This window comes from Alteromonas sp. AWQ4_252, from assembly GCF_056158205.1.
The window spans coordinates 3,671,702-3,690,488 of the sequence record NZ_JBSWSV010000001.1 but is presented as its reverse complement, the minus strand read 5'-3'; the positions used below and the strand labels follow the sequence as shown (position 1 = coordinate 3,690,488).

General features: G+C 45.8%; 15 protein-coding genes and 2 tRNA genes. 10 read left to right on the top strand and 7 right to left on the bottom strand.

Annotated elements, in window-relative coordinates; all coding sequences use genetic code 11:
• Window positions 1-16: 16 nt before the first annotated feature.
• Together guaA and ACXACM_RS16245 are read left to right on the top strand one after the other, a co-directional pair.
• Window positions 17-1,594 carry a glutamine-hydrolyzing GMP synthase gene (gene guaA / locus ACXACM_RS16250; protein ID WP_474823040.1) on the top strand — a complete coding sequence of 526 codons (1,578 nt, stop codon included), beginning with the start codon at window positions 17-19 and terminating at the stop codon, window positions 1,592-1,594.
• Between the two features lie 238 nt (window positions 1,595-1,832).
• A complete protein-coding gene (locus ACXACM_RS16245) occupies window positions 1,833-2,573 on the top strand; it encodes a PEP-CTERM sorting domain-containing protein (RefSeq protein ID WP_474823038.1) in 741 nt (246 codons plus the stop codon).
• An 84-nt stretch (window positions 2,574-2,657) separates the two neighbouring features.
• Here the strand turns inward: ACXACM_RS16245 and katG are convergent, their stop codons facing one another.
• Window positions 2,658-4,820: a catalase/peroxidase HPI gene (gene katG / locus ACXACM_RS16240; protein ID WP_474824388.1), complete on the bottom strand. Its 2,163-nt coding sequence runs from the start codon at window positions 4,818-4,820 to the stop codon at window positions 2,658-2,660.
• Window positions 4,821-5,216: 396 nt separating this feature from the next.
• Between katG and ACXACM_RS16235 the strand changes: the two genes are divergently transcribed.
• Both ACXACM_RS16235 and ACXACM_RS16230 read left to right on the top strand, forming a co-directional pair.
• Window positions 5,217-6,794 carry a methyl-accepting chemotaxis protein gene (locus tag ACXACM_RS16235; RefSeq protein ID WP_474823037.1) on the top strand — a complete coding sequence of 526 codons (1,578 nt, stop codon included), beginning with the start codon at window positions 5,217-5,219 and terminating at the stop codon, window positions 6,792-6,794.
• Between the two features lie 59 nt (window positions 6,795-6,853).
• Window positions 6,854-7,756, top strand: a complete 903-nt coding sequence (locus ACXACM_RS16230) for a histone deacetylase family protein (protein WP_474824386.1) — start codon at window positions 6,854-6,856, stop codon at window positions 7,754-7,756.
• A 25-nt stretch (window positions 7,757-7,781) separates the two neighbouring features.
• On the opposite strand, the gene ACXACM_RS16225 is transcribed toward ACXACM_RS16230, so the two are convergent.
• From ACXACM_RS16225 to tsaA, 4 genes are all read right to left on the bottom strand, one after another.
• On the bottom strand, window positions 7,782-8,702 hold the full coding sequence (locus ACXACM_RS16225; RefSeq protein WP_474823036.1) for a phospholipase A: 921 nt from the start codon (window positions 8,700-8,702) through the stop codon (window positions 7,782-7,784).
• A 15-nt stretch (window positions 8,703-8,717) separates the two neighbouring features.
• Window positions 8,718-9,557 (bottom strand): MBL fold metallo-hydrolase, encoded by an 840-nt coding sequence (locus ACXACM_RS16220; RefSeq protein WP_474823034.1) that lies wholly within the window; start codon window positions 9,555-9,557, stop codon window positions 8,718-8,720.
• 56 nt (window positions 9,558-9,613) lie between these two features.
• Window positions 9,614-11,317 (bottom strand): proline--tRNA ligase, encoded by a 1,704-nt coding sequence (locus tag ACXACM_RS16215; RefSeq protein ID WP_474823033.1) that lies wholly within the window; start codon window positions 11,315-11,317, stop codon window positions 9,614-9,616.
• A gap of 104 nt (window positions 11,318-11,421) precedes the next feature.
• A complete protein-coding gene (gene tsaA, locus ACXACM_RS16210) occupies window positions 11,422-12,123 on the bottom strand; it encodes a tRNA (N6-threonylcarbamoyladenosine(37)-N6)-methyltransferase TrmO (protein ID WP_474823032.1) in 702 nt (233 codons plus the stop codon).
• 330 nt (window positions 12,124-12,453) lie between these two features.
• Here tsaA and ACXACM_RS16205 point away from each other — a divergent pair, with 330 nt between their 5' ends.
• From ACXACM_RS16205 to ACXACM_RS16190, 4 genes are read left to right on the top strand one after another with little or no spacing between them, the layout of a single operon-like run.
• The gene (locus ACXACM_RS16205; protein ID WP_474823030.1) at window positions 12,454-13,389 is read left to right on the top strand and encodes an ABC transporter ATP-binding protein; all 936 of its coding nucleotides are present in this window, start codon (window positions 12,454-12,456) and stop codon (window positions 13,387-13,389) included.
• Window positions 13,389-14,123, top strand: a complete 735-nt coding sequence (locus ACXACM_RS16200) for an ABC transporter permease subunit (RefSeq protein WP_474823029.1) — start codon at window positions 13,389-13,391, stop codon at window positions 14,121-14,123. Before ACXACM_RS16205 ends, ACXACM_RS16200 begins: the two co-directional genes overlap by 1 nt.
• Entirely contained in the window at window positions 14,123-15,976 is a 1,854-nt protein-coding gene (locus ACXACM_RS16195; RefSeq protein WP_474823028.1) for a Gldg family protein, read from the top strand. Before ACXACM_RS16200 ends, ACXACM_RS16195 begins: the two co-directional genes overlap by 1 nt.
• Window positions 15,976-16,950 (top strand): DUF4340 domain-containing protein, encoded by a 975-nt coding sequence (locus tag ACXACM_RS16190; protein ID WP_474823027.1) that lies wholly within the window; start codon window positions 15,976-15,978, stop codon window positions 16,948-16,950. Before ACXACM_RS16195 ends, ACXACM_RS16190 begins: the two co-directional genes overlap by 1 nt.
• A gap of 2 nt (window positions 16,951-16,952) precedes the next feature.
• On the opposite strand, the gene ACXACM_RS16185 is transcribed toward ACXACM_RS16190, so the two are convergent.
• Window positions 16,953-17,525, bottom strand: a complete 573-nt coding sequence (locus ACXACM_RS16185) for a DUF1415 domain-containing protein (RefSeq protein WP_474823026.1) — start codon at window positions 17,523-17,525, stop codon at window positions 16,953-16,955.
• Window positions 17,522-18,376: a bifunctional methylenetetrahydrofolate dehydrogenase/methenyltetrahydrofolate cyclohydrolase FolD gene (folD, locus tag ACXACM_RS16180; protein ID WP_474823025.1), complete on the bottom strand. Its 855-nt coding sequence runs from the start codon at window positions 18,374-18,376 to the stop codon at window positions 17,522-17,524. The genes ACXACM_RS16185 and folD overlap by 4 nt, the downstream gene beginning before the upstream one ends.
• Before the next feature lie 232 nt (window positions 18,377-18,608).
• On the opposite strand from folD, the gene ACXACM_RS16175 reads away from it, so the two are divergent.
• Together ACXACM_RS16175 and ACXACM_RS16170 are read left to right on the top strand one after the other, a co-directional pair.
• A tRNA-Pro gene (locus ACXACM_RS16175) sits at window positions 18,609-18,685 on the top strand.
• 25 nt (window positions 18,686-18,710) lie between these two features.
• A tRNA-Arg gene (locus tag ACXACM_RS16170) sits at window positions 18,711-18,787 on the top strand.

Below are 18,787 nucleotides of genomic sequence, written 5' to 3'. Positions count from 1 at the left end.
TTTTACGAGTAAAAACATGACCACGAATATACACAGCCAGCGCATACTCATATTGGATTTTGGTTCTCAATACACACAACTCATTGCACGTCGTGTACGTGAAATTGGTGTTTATTGTGAGTTGTGGGCCTGGGATGTCACTGAAGAGCAAATCCGCGAATTTAACCCTGATGGCATTATATTGTCAGGCGGACCTGAATCAGTAACCGAGCTTAACTCTCCTCGCGCACCTGAATATGTCTTTTCAGCTGGTGTGCCCGTTTTGGGGGTGTGCTATGGCATGCAAACTATGGCAGAGCAATTAGGTGGCAGTGTATTGGGATCTAACAAACGTGAGTTTGGCTACGCCCAGGTCGAAGTATTAAAAGCCACCGATTTGCTGGCGCAAATTGAAGATCACATTGGTGATAACGGGAACGCGTTGCTGGATGTATGGATGAGTCACGGCGATAAAGTGGCATCAATTCCACCAGGCTTTGAAACCATTGCACAGACGCCATCTTGTCCTCATGCCGCCATGTATAACGAAGAGAAGCGCTTCTATGGGGTACAGTTCCATCCGGAAGTGACACATACTCGTCAAGGGCAGCGTTTGCTTACTCACTTTGTGATGAATATTTGCGGTTGTGAGAAGCTGTGGACGCCGGGTGCAATTATTGAGGATGCCATTGCCCGCATCAAAGAAAAAGTGGGTGATGATGAAGTGATCCTGGGTCTGTCAGGTGGTGTGGACTCTTCTGTTGTCGCCATGCTTATTCACCGTGCAATTGGCGATAAACTGACGTGCGTATTTGTTGATAACGGCTTGCTGCGCTTAAATGAAGGCCAGCAGGTGATGGATATGTTTGGTGATCACTTTGGGTTGAACATTATCAAAGTGGATGCGGAAGCCCGTTTCCTGGCTCGTCTTGAAGGTGAAGCGGATCCGGAGAAGAAGCGTAAGATTATCGGTAACGAGTTCGTTGCGGTATTTGACGAGGAAGCCTCTAAGCTGACTAACGCAAAATGGCTTGCGCAGGGCACTATATATCCGGATGTGATTGAATCGGCCGGGTCCGCAACAGGAAAAGCCCACGTGATTAAATCCCACCACAATGTTGGTGGTCTGCCTGAAGATATGAAAATGGGCTTGGTTGAGCCATTGCGCGAACTGTTTAAAGATGAAGTTCGCAAAATTGGGCTCGAGTTGGGTTTGCCATATGACATGCTATATCGCCATCCGTTCCCGGGACCGGGACTGGGCGTTAGGGTACTTGGCGAAATTAAAAAGGAATACTGTGATTTACTTCGTCGGGCTGATGCTATCTTTATTGAAGAGCTCCATAATGCCGACCTTTATCATAAGGTAAGTCAGGCGTTTACGGTATTTTTACCAGTACGCTCGGTAGGTGTAATGGGTGATGCACGTAAATACGACTGGGTAGTAAGCCTCCGTGCGGTAGAAACTATCGACTTCATGACGGCTCACTGGGCACACTTGCCATATGATTTCTTAGGAAAGGTGTCTAACCGAATCATCAACGAAATCGATGGTATTTCTCGTGTGGTTTACGATATTTCTGGAAAACCACCAGCAACTATTGAATGGGAATAAGCTTTTTAGCTAATGAGTCCACGAGTATAGCCCATCTAAGTATGGGCTTTATTAATACTAAAGTAGTAGTTTTTAGCCTCGTAATGTTAATTTTGTGTTTGTAATATTTACATTTACTTTTCGGTTTTTTCGTAACTCTTTGTTTAATTGTTCAAATTTTATATGGAATGTTTATTGCAATCTATAAGTGCTGAAAAATAATAAGCAACATATACATGGTTTAAACGGAGTTATAAAGATGAAAAAGTTACTACTATCGGCCTTGTTTCTATGCGGTACGGCCAATGCTGGCATAGTGGCATTAAGCGAAACTGATTTTAATGCTTCTGCTGGTCAAATCACATTCTCTGAATTTGCACTGGGAACGGTTAACCCGTTTTACACCTCTGCAGATTACGGCGGTGGTGCGGACGCACCAGATGTCTCTTTTGACGGTTGGTTTATGGGTCAAACGTTGAGTGCAGACGCAGGGACAGATTGTCCAGGAGCCGCTGCAACAGCGTGTATCGTAGGTATGCCAGATTCTCCATTGATGCTTGACCCTACAGCCCCAGATACAGCAATCGTTGCTGACGGCGCAAACCCGACTTCTCCTGTATTGAGCGGAACGCCTACCTTCAACGGTGGTATTGCAGTACTGTTTAGCACTGATCAATTTGGTGTAGGATTTGACGGTGGCTTTTTTGACGCAGTTGGATCTACAGCAATTACAGCGTTTGCCCGTGACGGTAGCCTGATTGGTTCTGTAGCCAATACAATGACAGGTATTGAATTCCTTGGTTTAGCCACAGATGATAATACTGCATCTATCGCTGGTGTGTTCTTAGATCTGGTAGGAAGTGAACCAGCGGGCTTCGCAATCGATAATATCCGCTTTGGCCAGGTCGGTGATATTGATGTAAGTGTACCGTTACCACATTCTTTTTCATTAATGCTTATAGCGTTAGGCGGTCTTTTTGTAGCACGCCGTAAAAAGTAAAAAGAGTTTTTAAATAAAAAACCCGATAAACGTATTTATCGGGTTTTTTTAGTTCTCAAAAAAGTCTTTTGAGTCTTTTCAAATTTACTTCATATCGAAGCGGTCATTTCTCATTACTTTTACCCAGGCGTTAACAAAATCATTGATGAATTTGTTTTTCGCATCGGCAGAGCCGTAAACTTCAGCAATTGCACGAAGCTCCGTGTTAGATCCGTAAATAAGATCTACCGGCGTTGCCGTCCAGCGTACTTCTCCAGATGTTCTGTCTACGCCTTCATATAATCCGATATTGTCATCAGATTTCTTCCACTGCGTTGACATGTCGAGCAAGTTTACAAAGAAGTCGTTGCTAAGTTTTCCAGGTTCAGTGGTGAATACACCGTGAGAAGAGCCGTCTGCATTGGCGTCCAGAACCCGCATTCCGCCTAGTAGTACTGTCATTTCAGGAACCGTTAATGCCAATTTGTCAGCTTGGTCCACCATCATTACTGCAGGAGAACGATACTCATTTTCCGTGTAGTAATTTCTGAAAGCGTCAGCTGTTGGCTCAAGCACAGCGAAAGAATCAACATCTGTCATCTCCGGGGTTGCATCTGCTCTACCTGGTGCAAAAGGAACGGTGACGTCAACACCTGCATCGGAAGCGGCTTTTTCAATGGCAGCCGCACCCCCCAGTACAATCATATCGGCCAGAGATACCTTGGCTTTTGATGAACCTCGGTTGAAGTCTTGCTGAATATCTTTAAGTACAGAAAGCACTTTTTGCACTTCCGCGGGATTATTTATTTCCCAGTCTTTTTGTGGCGCAAGGGCTATACGTGCGCCGTTTACGCCTCCGCGCATGTCAGTATCACGGTAGCTGGCAGCTGCTGCCCATGCTACGCGAACGAGTTCCTGCACCGAAAGTTTGCTATCCAGAATAGACGCTTTTAACGCAGATGCTTGCTTTTCAGAAATCAGGGCATGGTCGACCGCAGGGATTGGATCCTGCCAAATCAGATCTTCGGCTGGAATTTCACTGCCAAGATAGCGTGCTTTGGGACCGAGATCACGGTGGTTCAACTTAAACCAGGCTTTGGCAAAAGCAAGTTCAAACTCTTTGGGATCTTTCTGGAATCGCAGCGCGATTTCTCTGAATGCAGGATCTTCTTTTAGCGCGAGGTCAGTAGTAAACATAATTGGCGCGTGGCGCTTACCTTTAACATGGGCATCTGGCACCATTTGCGCTGCTGCTTCTGAAGTAGGGATCCACTGTATTGCACCAGCAGGACTTTTGGTTTGTTTCCACTCAAAACTAAAGAGGTTATCCAGATAGTTTGTTGTCCACTGGGTAGGAGTAACCGTCCAGGCACCTTCGAGTCCACTTGTCATGGTATCTTCAGCGTTGCCCTTTCCACACTTGTTTTTCCAGCCGAAGCCTTGATCCTCAAGGGCTGCAGCTGCCGGCTCTTTGCCCAGACAGTCCGCTTTTTTCGCGCCGTGTGCCTTACCGAAAGTGTGACCTCCCGCGATCAATGCAACAATTTCTTCGTCGTTCATGGCCATACGTCCAAAAGACATACGAATATCTTTTGCGGCTAGAAGAGGGTCAGGGTTACCGTGAGGGCCAACAGGGTTTACATAAATTAATCCCATTTCTACCGCTGCCAATGGTCCTTTAAGGTTACCTTTTTCATCGCGACGCTGGTCGGTGAGCATTTGTTCTTCAGGGCCCCAGTAAACGTTGTCTGGTTCCCAATCATCAATTCTGCCTCCGGCAAAGCCGAAGGTAGTAAAGCCCATATCTTCCAGAGCTACGTTACCGGTTAATGCAATAAGGTCTCCCCAGGAAATACTGCGGCCGTATTTTTGTTTTACAGGCCAAAGCAGTCGTCTGGCTTTATCAAGGTTAGCGTTGTCAGGCCAGCTGTTTAATGGGTCAAAACGTTGCTGACCACCGCCCGCACCACCGCGACCGTCAATAGTTCGATATGTTCCAGCAGCGTGCCATGCCATACGAATAAAAAATGGTCCGTAATGACCATAGTCTGCAGGCCACCATGGTTGTGACGATGTCAATACCTCCTGGATATCCGCTTTAACGGCACTTAAATCTAAACTCTCGAACTCTTCTGCGTAGTCAAAATCATCGCCGTAGGGGTTTGATTCTATGCTGTGTGCGCGCAGTTGGGATAAATCAAGCTGTTCTGGCCACCAAAACGAATTGCTTTTTGGCGCTTCGCCAACAACTTTGGCGTTTTGCTCCATCGTAGACGATATCGCTGTGGACGACAGGGCCATCGAGACCGCGGCTACAACGGGGAGAAGTATTAATTTCATTATATTTTCCTCTAGCGAAAGGTTTAGTGTTACTTCAGGCCCTTAAAATATCGACGAAATCTGATTTTTTGCAAAATGGGTTATTTCGATTGGAGCAATCTGTTTTTGTTATTACGCTGTTAATAGCTTCGGAGGCTACGTTTTTATTGATGATTGTCGGTCTTACCGACCTGGCCTGTAAACGCGCAGAAAAAAATTTTAGCAACCAGCATAAGTGTCACATTACTGTAATGCTTTTCCTTTCTAATACTTTCGTCTAAAAACCAGTCGGGCTTTAACGTGTTTAATTATTCCAGTATTAGTCGGTTAGTAATGACTCCTGTTATGGCTACGGTCTTTGTGCTCGTCGCGCTTAATATTGTCTCACTGTATAAATCATTCGCGTTATCAAAAAATTTTGATGAACTTGAGCACACCCTAATTCAGTCTGAGCGTGATGTAACCGCCATTCTAAATATCTTTAAAACTCAGGTTCAGGAATGGAAAAATACACTATTAAGGGGCCACGACGACGCAAACCGTGAAAAATACTGGCAGCGGTTTCAATTACGGGAAGCTGAAGTTCGTAGCCGGTTTGAGCAATTGCTTAATAATGAAGTGTTAAACGCTAAAGCCAGGGATGATATTAATCGATTTTTGGACGCTCACAGTCATATGGCGATAAAGTACCGCGAGGGTTATGAAGCATTTATAGCGTCTGGGTTTGACCCTAAAGTGGCGGATACCTTTGTAAAAGGCATTGACAGGGAGCCTGCAACACTACTTACTGAGGTAGCGGAGGGTATCGCCAAGCAGTCCTCAGATGCATTTACTTCGTTGCAGCGTAACACTAGGCAAACACTGTGGATTGTACTGGGTACTGCGATAGTTTTGTCATTTATTTCAGTTTATTACCTTATCTATCGTTTGCGCAAAGAGGTCATTACCCCCATCAGACACATCGCTAACTGCATATCGGGTCTGGCTGATAGTCGTTACGATTATGAGCTTACTTATCAGAGTAGGCATGAATTAGGTGTCTTGGCGGATTCCGCCCGAGCGCTGCAAAACAAACTCAAGAACTCTGTTGCTTTATTGTCTGAAGCTCAAAACCGTGTCAAAGAATCTGTTATGCGGCTAGAAGACGTTAGTCGCGATATTTTGTCTGGTGCTGAAGATCAGCAAAACAACAGCCGCTTGCTGGACAGCAGTACCGATGAGCTCAGGCAAATTGTACAGAGCCTGGTGGCCATTACGGATCAAGTGGCTGTGGCAACCAATAAGTCAGAAAGTAACGTAAAGGCCTGTTTTTCAACGTTTGAAAAGGCTAATGAAGGTTTCATACAACTGGCTGAAACTGTGAATACTTCCAGTGATATTGTCAGCGCGCTACAGCACCGCAGTGCAAATATACTCAAAGTGGTGAACGTTATTAATGAAATTGCAGATCAAACAAATCTGCTCGCTTTAAATGCTGCAATAGAAGCTGCCAGAGCCGGTGAGCATGGTCGGGGCTTTGCTGTGGTTGCCGATGAAGTCAGAGCTCTTGCTGCTAAAACACAACATTCCACACGTGAAATAAACGATATATTGTCCGGATTTGAAGCAGAGGCAAAAGGTGCGGTTGTTGCAATGCAAACAGGTAAGCAACAGGCTGATAACAACGCCAGAGAAGCATCTATTGCACTAACAACTCTAAGAGATGTAGTTTATGACATTCGGGAGACTGCCGGTGTAGTTGTGGAGCTAAACAGAGCGGCTGATCAGCAGGAATCTGTTTTAAAGCAAGTTGAAGATGTAACGGGCGCTTCTGTTAAATCGTCCGAACGTTATCTCGCATTGTCGCAAAGACAGGATATATCCGATACCATGAAGCATATGGCGACTAATGTGCATCATGTAGTAACGTCTTTAACTGCTTAACACGTATCATGGCAAATTTTATGGCATCATAAGTATCTCGTGTAATTTCACGGAGTTGTATTTTGACGCCACTGGTTTTTCATCCTATTTATAGTCAACTGAACTTACCGGTCCGCCATCGGTTTCCCATTCAAAAATATCAGGGGATTCACGACGCGTTAGTAAACCGTGGCGTGCCATCTGATAAGTTTGTTCTGCCAGAACCGGTTACAGAACAGGATTTATCTGGTGAGTTCTGTCCCCGTTATGTTCGTGCCCTGTGTCACGGTGAGTTGGATGCCAAGGCAATGCGCCGCATTGGATTTCCCTGGTCTTCGCAATTAATTACCCGTTCGTTAACCGCTGTAGGTGGTACCTGCGAAACTGCGAGATTGGCTGGCGAATATGGCATGGCTTTGAATCTTACCGGTGGTTATCATCACGCTTTTCACGATTTCGGTTCGGGTTTTTGCTTGTTTAACGACCTCTATTTGGCGGCAAGGAAAATGCTTAAACGTACCGGTATAGACAAAGTCATGATAATCGATTGCGATGTCCATCAGGGTGATGGAACAGCTGTGCTTGCCCAGTCTGATGAAAGAATATTTACCCTTTCCCTACACGGTGAAAAAAATTTCCCACATCGTAAACAAACATCAGATTTAGACATTGGCTTGGATAAAGGCACAGGTGATGCAATTTATTTGGAAACCTTAGAACAAGCACTAATTCTGGCATTCAGGCAATGTAGCCCGGATTTTGTTATCTATGACGCTGGTGTAGATGTCCACGAAAATGATGATCTCGGGCTCATAAATATATCGACTGAAGGCGTTTTTGCGCGGGACTCGCTTGTGCTTGAATGGTGTCGGCGTGAAGGCTTACCCGTTGCCTGTGTCATAGGCGGGGGATACCAGAGGGACATTAATGCATTAGTAAACGTACACCTGCAACTCTTTCGGGCCGCAGGTGTTATTAATTAAAATGAAACGCAGAGTTGAAGACTCATCAAAGAAACGTAAGCTGGAAACCTAGACCTATGCGTTCCTGACTTCGGTTGTAGTCAATGAGTGAGTCACCATACCCATTGAAATATTGAAGTAGTAACTCATAGCGATCGGAAATAGGGTAGGTGAGGTCGAGCTGAATACTTCCCCGGTTGTGGCCAAAATTGAGGTTGTTGCGAAGCAATGCCAATAGTTTAAAGTTACCAAGCCGGGTGCCATAGCCAAATTCCATCCGACCGTAGTAATCATTAATATCCGGGTTGTCGTCACCCGTTGGGTCCAGAGGATCGGCTTTTTCATCTTCTGGTATTCGATACCAGGTTTTCAAGTAGTAGATATCATCGTAATCGCTAAATAACACAGATGCATAAATGCGGTTCCAGCTTCGTGAGCGCTCACCACTTTGCCCGTTTGACATGTGGTTGAAGCCAACTTGAAAGGCATTAAAATCATAACCAAGCAATGTAATATCAGCTTCTTGCTGATAAAAAATTTCAGGTTGATAATTCGTTTCTCTAAAAGGCTTTGACACTTCGCTGTTATAAAGCTGCCAAAAAGAGGTGAGGGTGAAGCCAAAATACAGGCCATCAGCACTACTTTCTTTCAGATACAAAGGTAACTTAACACTGAGTTGAAATTTGGCTTCCGCATTATCTACGTTTTCTGGGGTAAGATCCTGATTACCGGTAGAATTTGGATTTGTGACATAGGTAATGGGCAGAATATAGTTTGGATGGTGTTGAGTGACAGAGAACAAGTTACTAAGAGCATCCCGATCGGCTTTGAAACGGGAACTCAGGATTGCAGGGCGCAGCGGCTCTTGTTCTGCTCCGTCGGTGTTCTCCTCGTCAGTCTGGGCAACTGAATAAAAGGAAAATGCAATAAATAATAAGCCTGAAATAAAGCGCAGTACTTTGGTCACAATATTACCTGATACTTAAAAAGTTAAGGATTGCCCTTCTGCAGCTGCAAAAACAGATACATCAGATTGAGCAATAGTAATATATTCTTTGCAGTGAGCTACAACCGCATCAATGTCATCATCGGTCCGTTCCGGATCATGGCTGTACAAGGCTAATCGCTTAGCATTCGCAGCCATGGCCAGCTTTACCGCTTCCTCTGCAACTGAATGCCCCCAGCCTGATTTAGCCGGCATATCTGACATCATATATTGTGCATCATGAATAATGACATCAGCATCTTTAGCAAACGCCACGAACGTCAGAAAATCAGTTTCTTTTTTATAAGGGGGGTAAAGTTCATTATCTGTAATATAAGCCACCTTGGCGCCGTCCGCTTCAATGGTATAGGCGCTGCCTTTTCCAGGGTGATTCATTGCCAGACGAGTAATTGTCGCGTTGCCGATTCGCCAACTGTCTATTGATTCCGGTATGGGTTTTACTGTTATTTTGGATGTCAACGCACTGGCCGGAACGGGGAATACAGAACCTTGCATTTGTTGAAGGATTTGATCGTACTCTGGCAGTGTTGTCATGCCTGGAGTGATGTTTATTTCCCTGTTTGGTTGATAGATGGGGGCAAAAAAAGGAAATCCTTGAATATGATCCCAGTGATTATGGGATAACAACAAATGGATGGGGGTCTGTTTTTTTACAAGCTGATTGCCAAGTTCGCGAATTCCGGTACCCGCGTCGAGGATGATGTCGGTGCCATCCGCGAGATTAAGGTGTGCGCAGGCAGTGTTACCGCCGTACCTGACATACTCCTTTCCTGGTGTGGGAATGGAACCTCTGACTCCATAAAAGGTGAGCTGCATGCTATCTCCTGACACGACCACGCCGGGGTTACTACGCCCCAGCATATCTGTTAAGTTTATAACGTCGAAATAAACTCGCCAACTTTATCGATATCTAACAGGGTTTTCTCACCGGTAGTACGGTTTTTGTATTCGACCTGCTGATTGTCAAGGTTTCGCTCGCCAATAACGATACTGTGAGGTATACCCACGAGTTCCATGTCATTAAACATAACGCCAGGACGTTCTTTCCTGTCATCAAATAAAACCTCCACACCCTGTTTTCGAAGGGTGTCATACAAGTCTTCAGCAGTCTCTTTAATGCGCTGAGACTTGTGCATATTCATAGGAATAAGCGCAAGGGTGAATGGTGCAATTGCCATTGGCCACTTAATTCCGAACTTATCGTGGTTCTGTTCAATAGCAGCGGCAACGATACGTGAAACACCTATACCATAGCAGCCCATTGTTAGTGTTTGATGTTTGCCGGTTTCACTCAGTACGCCACAATTCATAGCTTTGGAATATTTGTCACCTAACTGAAAAATGTGACCTACTTCAATGCCTCGTTTAATGTCTAATGTCCCTTTCCCACATGGTGAAGGGTCGCCAGCGACCACGTTGCGAATATCAGCACTCTGTGGCGCAGATTGCCAATTAGCGTTGCTTAGCATGACACCATTTTTTCCGGCACCGCAGTTGAAGTCGGCTAATGCGGCTGCACTGTGATCAACAATGCTGTTTATTGGCAGTTTTCTGGGGTCTGCAAACTCGGTGGAGCAACCCAACACCAATTGTGCCTTTTCAGCGCTCGCAACGGTCAGTGGAGTATCGACTAATGGATGCTTTTCTGCTTTAACTGCATTTAGCTCGTGATCTCTTCGCAAAACTAACGCTACCCATTCTTCGCTAGCGTCTTCACTGTTGGCCTTTACTACTACAACTTGTAGTGTATTGGCTGCGTTGAGGTCACCCTTTGCAATTAAACTGTCTACATTTGTGTCACTGGCTAGCGAAAATTCTGTTTCAGCAGCGCCGCTGGGAATGCCTTTTGTTGAAGGCGCAACAGCTTCTGCCATCTCAACGTTCGCTGCGTAATCAGATTCCGTAGAAAACGCGATGGCATCCTCACCTGAGTCTGCAAGTACGTGAAACTCATGGGATACTGCGCCACCGATAGCACCGGAATCAGCAATTACCGCGCGAAAATCTAATCCCAACCTGGTGAAGATGTTGCTGTATGCTTGATACATAACATCGTAGGTTTGTTGTAAAGACGCTTCGTCGAGGTGAAAACTGTAAGCGTCTTTCATTGTAAATTCCCGCCCTCTCATGATGCCGAAACGGGGACGGACTTCATCGCGAAACTTGGTTTGAATTTGATATAAGTTTACCGGTAGCTGTTTATAGCTACTGATTTCATTTCGCACCAAAGCGGTGATGACTTCTTCGTGTGTTGGGCCTAACACAAAGTCTCGTTGGTGACGGTCTTTAATCCGCAACAATTCTGGCCCGTACTCTTCCCATCTACCGGACTCTTCCCATAAATCAGCAGGCTGGACCACGGGCATGAGCACTTCAATAGCACCGGCTTTGTTCATTTCATCTCGAACGATAGAAGCGACTTTGTTCAAAACCCGCAAGCCACTGGGCAACCAGGTATACAAGCCAGCTGCGAGTTTGCGGATCATACCCGCTCGAATCATGAGCTGGTGGCTGATAACTTCTGCATCTGCAGGTGTCTCTTTTTGCGTTGACAGCAGATATTGGCTTGTGCGCATTACGGGTAACGTCCTTTAGCAAAGAATAAAAAAATCGCGTCATTCTAGCAGTATAGAAAAAGCCAAAAAAGTCGTTTTTTCAATTCCTTTTCTGTAAGAGAGTGCTACACACAGTTTTCGACGGAAAGTACCAGGATTTTCCCTTTGTCTACATACCATGAGATGTCTTTATCGAATAATGCTACCCGATAAACTTTGGGGTCATCATCCAGATGTTGTTTGTAAGCGGGTCTTGGGTCTTGTGCGAGGATTGTGCGTATCAGCGTGTCAGCTTCAGGGTAGGTAACAGACAGTTCCGCAATATCTGAGCTTGCTGTTGAGGAAAAGTGTACTTCACGGTGGGGTATTGGCTGATATCCAGCCAGTTGGTCTGTGGCCCCGTCCACACGGTCGGCATAAGGCAAATAGGGTTTGATATCAATAATGGGAGTCTGATCTAGCAAGTCGACGCCACTGACGCGCAGGCGGACCTGCCCATTTTCGGCATAAAGGCCTTCATTTTTTACCACTGACATACCTATCCCGTTGGGGCGGTGGGTACTTCTGGAGGCAAAAACGCCCATAGTCTTGTTCCCACCCAGACGCGGTGCTTTTACTTTAAGTTTCCATCCCCGCTGGGCAGTTGCGTGAAAATGGAATAACAACCACAAGTGACTAAAGCCATCGATGCCCTCAAATGCTTGTGGATCATTAAACTCGCCGTTAAATATGATGCTGCCTGTTGCACAAGTCAGATTAGGCTGTCGGGGAATGGCGAACTTTTGTTTAAATGGCGTAGCGATAACACCAATGGGCTGAATATTCACAACGTATTAGCTCGATTTTTAATGAAATTTTGATTTTAGTCTTTTGTCATAATTATCACACAAAGGGCAATTAAGATACGACTCGAAATAAAAAGGGGGTTGTGGCTGGGCACACCTCTGGTTCCCTGGATCCCAGTTTCTTCTTGCCCTGCTTTTTGCAGGGCTTTTTTTTGCTTGCTATTTATAGTGAGGTACACCAAAAGAAGGGGGTTAAAAACGGTGATTGATGCAAGTAAATATGTCACTATAATAAATTGGATTTTCATAGAACGCCTGAACTACCCGGATTAGGTGACTTACAATTGACTAACTAATAGCTGATGGAACGCTATGATCGCAGTAGAAAAATTAAGTCGACGCTTTAACCGAATTACCGCGGTAGATGAACTCACCTTTACCATTAAGCCTGGTGAAATTGTCGGTTTTCTAGGGCCTAATGGCGCTGGAAAATCCACGACCATGAAAATGTTGACGGGCTTTCTTGCCCCCACTGCAGGTCAAATTTCCATCGACGGTTTGTCAATGGAAAAGTACACCAAAAAACTACAACAGCGCATTGGTTACTTGCCGGAAGGTGCACCGCTTTATAACGATATGACAGTCTTTCAATTTCTTCATTTCATTGCGGGAGTGCGTGGTTTACGTGGTAAAAAGCGAAAAGCGCGCTTGGCTCATGTCATTGAGAAAGTGGCTTTACAGGATGTGTTAAACCGTCACATTGAAAAATTGTCAAAAGGGTTTCGTCATCGAATAGGACTAGCCCAGGCTATCATGCACGACCCGGATATTCTTATCCTCGATGAGCCAACTGATGGTTTGGATCCGAATCAAAAGCACGAAGTTCGAGAGCTTATCCGCGCTTTGTCCAGCGACAAAATAGTGATTATATCTACCCATATTTTAGAAGAAGTTACCGCCGTGTGTAACAGAGCCATGATTATCGCGAAGGGGAAACTCTGTTTTGATGGAACCCCTTCAGAATTACAACATCGCTCGCGATATCATCAGGCTATTACTCTGCATTTTAGCTACGCTGCAGATATTTCTGGTCTTGCCGAAATTGATGGAGTAGACGAAATGGTTGTCAATCGACATACCGGCGATGTCACACTGTTTCCCGAAGCGGGAAAGCTTATTATGGCACCTGTGACTGAGCACGTGAGTCATTACCGCTTACCGGTGGACAAATTTACCATTGAAAACGGCAGGCTGGATGATGTTTTCCGTGAAATAACTACGGGTAGTGCAGCAGGGGAACAGATGTAATGAGTGGCAGTCTGGTTATTGCTCGAAGAGAATTCGGCAGCTTTTTTTCCACGCCAATAGCATATGTTTATTTGGCAATATTTCTAGTGTTAAGCAGTGTGTTTACTTTTTTTCTTGGTGACTTTTACGACCGTGGCCAGGCTGATTTACTGCCTTTCTTTAGTTTTCATCCCTGGCTGTACTTGTTTCTGGTACCTGCAATAGCTATGCGAAGTTGGGCCGAAGAGCGCAAATCAGGTAGCATCGAATTACTGCTTACATTGCCGGTTTCAGTTGCAGAAGCCGTTATCGGTAAGTTTCTCGCGTGCTGGCTTATCCTCGCTCTAGCACTTTTGATGACAGTCCCACTGTGGTTCACTGTTAACTACCTAGGTACGCCGGATAACGGAATTATCATTGCTGCTTACATTGGTAGCTGGCTTATGTCCGGGGCATTTTTAGCTATCAGTCTGTGCGTCTCTACGTTGACACAAAGTCAGGTTGTCGCCTTTATCGTTGCTGTAGTTTTGTGCTTTCTGTTTGTAGTGAGCGGTTCGGAGATTGTGCTGGACATGTTTAAGAATTGGGCTGCTAATGACGTGGTAGACACCATTGCATCGTTTAGCTTTCTAACTCATTTTGACGCCATGTCAAAAGGTGTGCTAGCGGCCAATGATATTATCTACTTTCTTCTTGTTATAATCGCCTGGCTTTATGCTGGAGCCATCATCCTTGATGAAAATAAGGCGGCCTAATGAGAAAAGTCACCGCTTTATTCAGCTTATTTTTCCTATTGGTATCATTTGTATTCCTGGTGTTTATTAACAATAAACTGGCTAGCAAGTACCGTATTGATCTTACGCAGAACGCAGTTTACTCATTGTCACCGGGGTCGAAAAAGGTTCTATCTGACCTGGAAGAGCCAATTACCCTCTATTATTTCTTCTCGAATTCGTCGACCACTGGCATGACGAAACTGCGAAATTATGCCCATCGTATAGAAAGTCTGTTAAATGAGTATGTGCAGGCTTCTCGGGGGCAGGTAAATCTTAAGGTTATCGATCCCGTTCCATTTTCAGAGGAAGAAGATCTCGCAAATCAATTCGGTTTGACGAGTGCAGCCATTGGACATTTGGGAGAAGCAATTTATTTTGGATTAGCTGGAACAAATTTGGTTGATGACACCTACGCAATCCCCTTTTTTGACCAAAAAAATGAGCAATTTTTGGAATATGATATTAGTAAGTTGGTGTATCAGCTCAGCGAGCCTGAAACCATGACACTGGCTTTAGTCACTGACCTACCGGTTGCAGGCGGGCAAGACCCTATTACTGGTCAATACACTAGGCCCATGGTTTTCTATCAGCAGCTGGCCCAACTCTACAACATCCATATTGTGTCCCGGCAAGATAAAGTGTTGCCTGAAGGTACAGACCTGGTGATGTTACTACACCCTCAAAACCTGTCAGACAGTTTGCTCTATGATATTGACCAGTTTGCGATGCATGGCGGCAGCGTCCTGGCGTTTCTTGACCCACACTACGAAGCGGACTCTTACGCTCTGATTCGGAACCGGAAAGCAAACTCATCGACTTTCCCTCTGCTAAAAGGCTGGGGAGTGCAAGCCGGGTTATCGGATGTGGTACTTGATGCACAGCTTGGGCTGGATGTGCGCAACCAGGATGGCACGGTTACCAAGCATTTTGGTTTACTAGGCCTCACTGCCAATCAGCTTGACCGACACGATGTTACTACTGCCAATCTTGACTCCATTAACGGTAGCAGTTTTGGACTACTATATCGCATTAATAAGCCGGGCTTGACCATGGAAACCCTGATGGCGTCGTCTAAGAATGCTGGTCTCACTAATGCAGATGATTACGCGATGACCCTGGACCCGGAATCGCTGCAGCGAGGGTTCGGTGGCAATACGTTACTATATACTCTCGCGGCCCGCTACAGCGGCAGCGCGCGGGCTTATTTTGACCGTCCAGCCTCAGGGGCACTAGCAGAAAACTACCGGGAAAAAACAGATGATTTAAACCTTATCGTAGTTATGGATGCTGACTTACTTTCAGATGAGTACTGGATTCAACAGTCCATTTTCTATGGAGACACACTGCTAACACCATTTGCTAACAATGGTGATTTTCTTGTGAATAGTGTTGAAAATCTCATTGGTTCCAATGCATTGATTAGCGTTCGTGCAAGGGGGTCTTTCGCACGGCCCTTTGACAGGGTTGATGAGTTAGAAACACGGGCTGAAGAAAAATACCGTGAAGAAGAACGACGTTTGCAGCAACAGCTAGCAGCGGTGGAAGAAAAACTCCTGGAATTGCAGGGTCAGCAAGGTCAGGGAGGAGCGATAGTTTTCACTGATCAGCAGCAAGTGGAAATTGATGAGCAAATCCAGAAGCGCGTCGCTATTCGACAGAAACTGAGGAAAGTACGATATGAACTGGAACGGGAAATCGATCGCTTAGGTGACGGCTTAAAAATCGTCAACATCGTCATTGCTCCTATCGTCCAGTTGTGTGTTCTTTTCCTGCTCTCAATGCTGCTAAAACGGCGGCCTGGTAAGCAGTTTTCCGGCAAGGGGGCAGCATAATGCTCAGGTTATCTTTATTGGTTCTGATAGCAATTGTCAGCGGCGGTGTTGGCTGGTGGTTACTCGAACGGGATACTGCACAATCGCAACAGCACAGTGCAGGCAAACAACTGTTGGCTGATATCGCCAGTACTACCTCAGATATTCAACGAGTGAAGATAGAAGATCAGAACGGCGTACTGTTTTCTGCGGTGAAAGACTCTGACCGTTGGCTTGCAACTCATCTTGATACGATAATGACATTTCCTGCGGACACTAAAAAGCTGGCTGAACTTGCCAACCAATTGATGCAGTTAAAAGTGTTAGAGCCTAAAACGTCTAATCCTGAAAGGTACTCACGGCTGGGTGTGGAAAATGTGAGAGACAGTGGTTCTCAATCGGTTTTAATCGAGTTAGGCGGACGCCAAGATGTCTTTTCTTTGTTGGTTGGCAGAAGCGCTGTAAATGGCAGGGGCTCTTATGTAAGGCAACCAGAAGAAGCAACAAGCCTGTTGGTAGACAAGTACTTTAGTTTACCTGAGCGAACTGCGGCGTGGTTGAGTTCTGAAATTCTGCCTTGGGAAACTGATGATGTACGGCGTATTGCCATAACCAGGCCGCAATCACCTTTGTTAGAGATCAATAAGTCTGACGAACAACCTGCAAAATGGCAGGTATCGCAACAAAAACAGACAACAATTACAGCAGCGGAAAGTGAAGCGTTAATGCGCCGGGTAACAGGGCTGTTAAATTTTGAATTTAATTCGGTAAAGCCCTATTTGCCGCAGACATGGTCTAATATTGCCGAAATAACGCGTATTGACATAGAGGGGCAGGAGGGCGAAATACTGACATTGTTGTTGGCCTTCGGTCATGGTGATGATTTTGTGCAGCTGAGAATCGAAACCCAATCGGGCGGGCAGTGGTTTACGGAGTGGGAATTCGGGTTGACTGAATATCAGGCGGCTCCTTTCCTGTTCCCATCGTCGTTGTAAATTCAGTCAACCTCATTGTCATCAATTGGCGAATGCAAAATGTTACGCAGGAGGTTGGCAAAGTGATCCCTGCCCAATTGATTTGCCCTGACCATATTGCGTTCAAAAATCGTTGATGCATCATCCTTTCCCTTCATCGCTTTCTCAATATCCTCCTCGCGAATGATATGAATAATGGGGAAAGGACTTCGATTCGTAAAGTGGCTAGGTGCGTCTGCCGGTTCGCCGTCGAACAGGTAATCGGGATGAAAACTGGCGAGCTGAAACTCTCCGCTCATTCCGTTCTGGGCCATGAATTGTTCTGCCATTGACAGTAAATCAAGGTAGCTATCGAACTCTTCGAATCCGTGTGGAAAAATAACTAGTGTGGTGGCGGTGTCGGAATGGCTTCTCAAATAAAGGCATTCCTGATAAACCAATTCTAACCCATGCGCAAAATCTTCGGATTTACTTGTGGTGTAGCGGATGGCGTCTATATCGTGAACGGGTTTTGCAAAAGGGCAAAAATGATGGCCTATCACGATTTGTTCAAGCCATGCGCGGGTGGCGCTTACCACCCGGTCATTTTGCCTCATGAATGATACTTCACATACGCTTCGAGGGTGTTCTCTATAAGGCTGGCCACTGTCATCGGCCCCACACCACCTGGCACGGGGGTAATCCAACCGGCATGTTCTTTTGCTTTATCGAAAGCTACGTCACCAACTAAAGAGCCATCGCTAAGCCTGTTAATACCCACATCTATCACAATAGCGCCGGGTTTGATCCAGTCCCCGGGTATGAAGTTGGGCTTACCCACGGCAACAACAAGCAAATCAGCGCGACTGACATGAGACTTCAGATCTTGAGTAAATTTGTGGCACGTGGTTACCGTGCATCCTGCGAGCAGCAGTTCCAACGCCATAGGGCGTCCTACGATATTGCTGGCACCGACAATAACCGCGTCCAGACCTTTTACCGGGCGCTTAGTGGCTTCGATCATTGTCATGATGCCTTTGGGAGTACAAGGGCGCAGGGCAGGTATGCGCTGGGCCAAGCGACCGATATTATACGGATGGAAACCATCTACATCCTTGTGGGGTTTGATGCGTTCTAGGATCAGCTCTGCATTCAAGCCCGCGGGAAGGGGAAGCTGTACTAAGATGCCATCTATCTCGTTGTCATCGTTAAGTGAATCTATAAGGTCGAGTAAGTCTTGCTGGCTTGTTTCTGCTGGCAGGTCAAAGGAACGGGACACAAAACCGACCTCTTCACAGGCTTTGCGTTTATTGGCTACGTAGACCTGGGAGGCTGCATCACTACCAACCAGGACCACCGCAAGTCCAGGGCAGCGTTTTCCCGCTTCTTTAAGCGAGTCTACGTAAACAGAAACGTGTTGGCGAACTTGTTTAGCTATTACTTTGCCGTCGATAAGGTGGGCGCTCATGAATGTGTTCTTCTCATGTCATTACGTTGTTGTATATATTGTTTCACAAGTTATCATGCCTTGCCAAAGTGAAAATGCAGCTGTTTTTACTTCACACTGGTTAAAAATTCAGAAGATTGCGCGTAATATGAGCGGTCAGCATTTTTGTTGAAAAAAGTGTTTGACGAGATGGGATGTTGGCTATAGTATTCGCACCCCGTAACGGCAGGGAACATTACTTGCCTTACACTGTCGGTGAGTGGCGCAGTTTGGTAGCGCACTTGGTTTGGGTCCAAGGGGTCGCAGGTTCAAATCCTGTCTCACCGACCACTTTATGTAAGCTTCGATTCGTCGGGCGTCCGTAGCTCAGCTGGATAGAGCAACGGCCTTCTAAGCCGTGGGTCGCAGGTTCGAATCCTGCCGGACGCGCCA

Excerpts from the sequence above, each read along its gene's own strand:
- ACXACM_RS16205 (WP_474823030.1), top strand. The coding sequence starts at position 12,454 with ATGATCGCAGTAGAAAAATTAAGTCGACGCTTTAACCGAATTACCGCG.
- ACXACM_RS16195 (WP_474823028.1), top strand. The coding sequence starts at position 14,123 with ATGAGAAAAGTCACCGCTTTATTCAGCTTATTTTTCCTATTGGTATCA.
- ACXACM_RS16200 (WP_474823029.1), top strand. The coding sequence starts at position 13,389 with ATGAGTGGCAGTCTGGTTATTGCTCGAAGAGAATTCGGCAGCTTTTTT.
- guaA (WP_474823040.1), top strand. The coding sequence starts at position 17 with ATGACCACGAATATACACAGCCAGCGCATACTCATATTGGATTTTGGT.
- folD (WP_474823025.1), bottom strand. The coding sequence starts at position 18,376 with ATGAGCGCCCACCTTATCGACGGCAAAGTAATAGCTAAACAAGTTCGC.
- ACXACM_RS16245 (WP_474823038.1), top strand. The coding sequence starts at position 1,833 with ATGAAAAAGTTACTACTATCGGCCTTGTTTCTATGCGGTACGGCCAAT.
- ACXACM_RS16215 (WP_474823033.1), bottom strand. The coding sequence starts at position 11,317 with ATGCGCACAAGCCAATATCTGCTGTCAACGCAAAAAGAGACACCTGCA.
- ACXACM_RS16190 (WP_474823027.1), top strand. The coding sequence starts at position 15,976 with ATGCTCAGGTTATCTTTATTGGTTCTGATAGCAATTGTCAGCGGCGGT.
- ACXACM_RS16185 (WP_474823026.1), bottom strand. The coding sequence starts at position 17,525 with ATGAGGCAAAATGACCGGGTGGTAAGCGCCACCCGCGCATGGCTTGAA.
- ACXACM_RS16220 (WP_474823034.1), bottom strand. The coding sequence starts at position 9,557 with ATGCAGCTCACCTTTTATGGAGTCAGAGGTTCCATTCCCACACCAGGA.
- katG (WP_474824388.1), bottom strand. The coding sequence starts at position 4,820 with ATGGAGCAAAACGCCAAAGTTGTTGGCGAAGCGCCAAAAAGCAATTCG.
- ACXACM_RS16235 (WP_474823037.1), top strand. The coding sequence starts at position 5,217 with ATGGCTACGGTCTTTGTGCTCGTCGCGCTTAATATTGTCTCACTGTAT.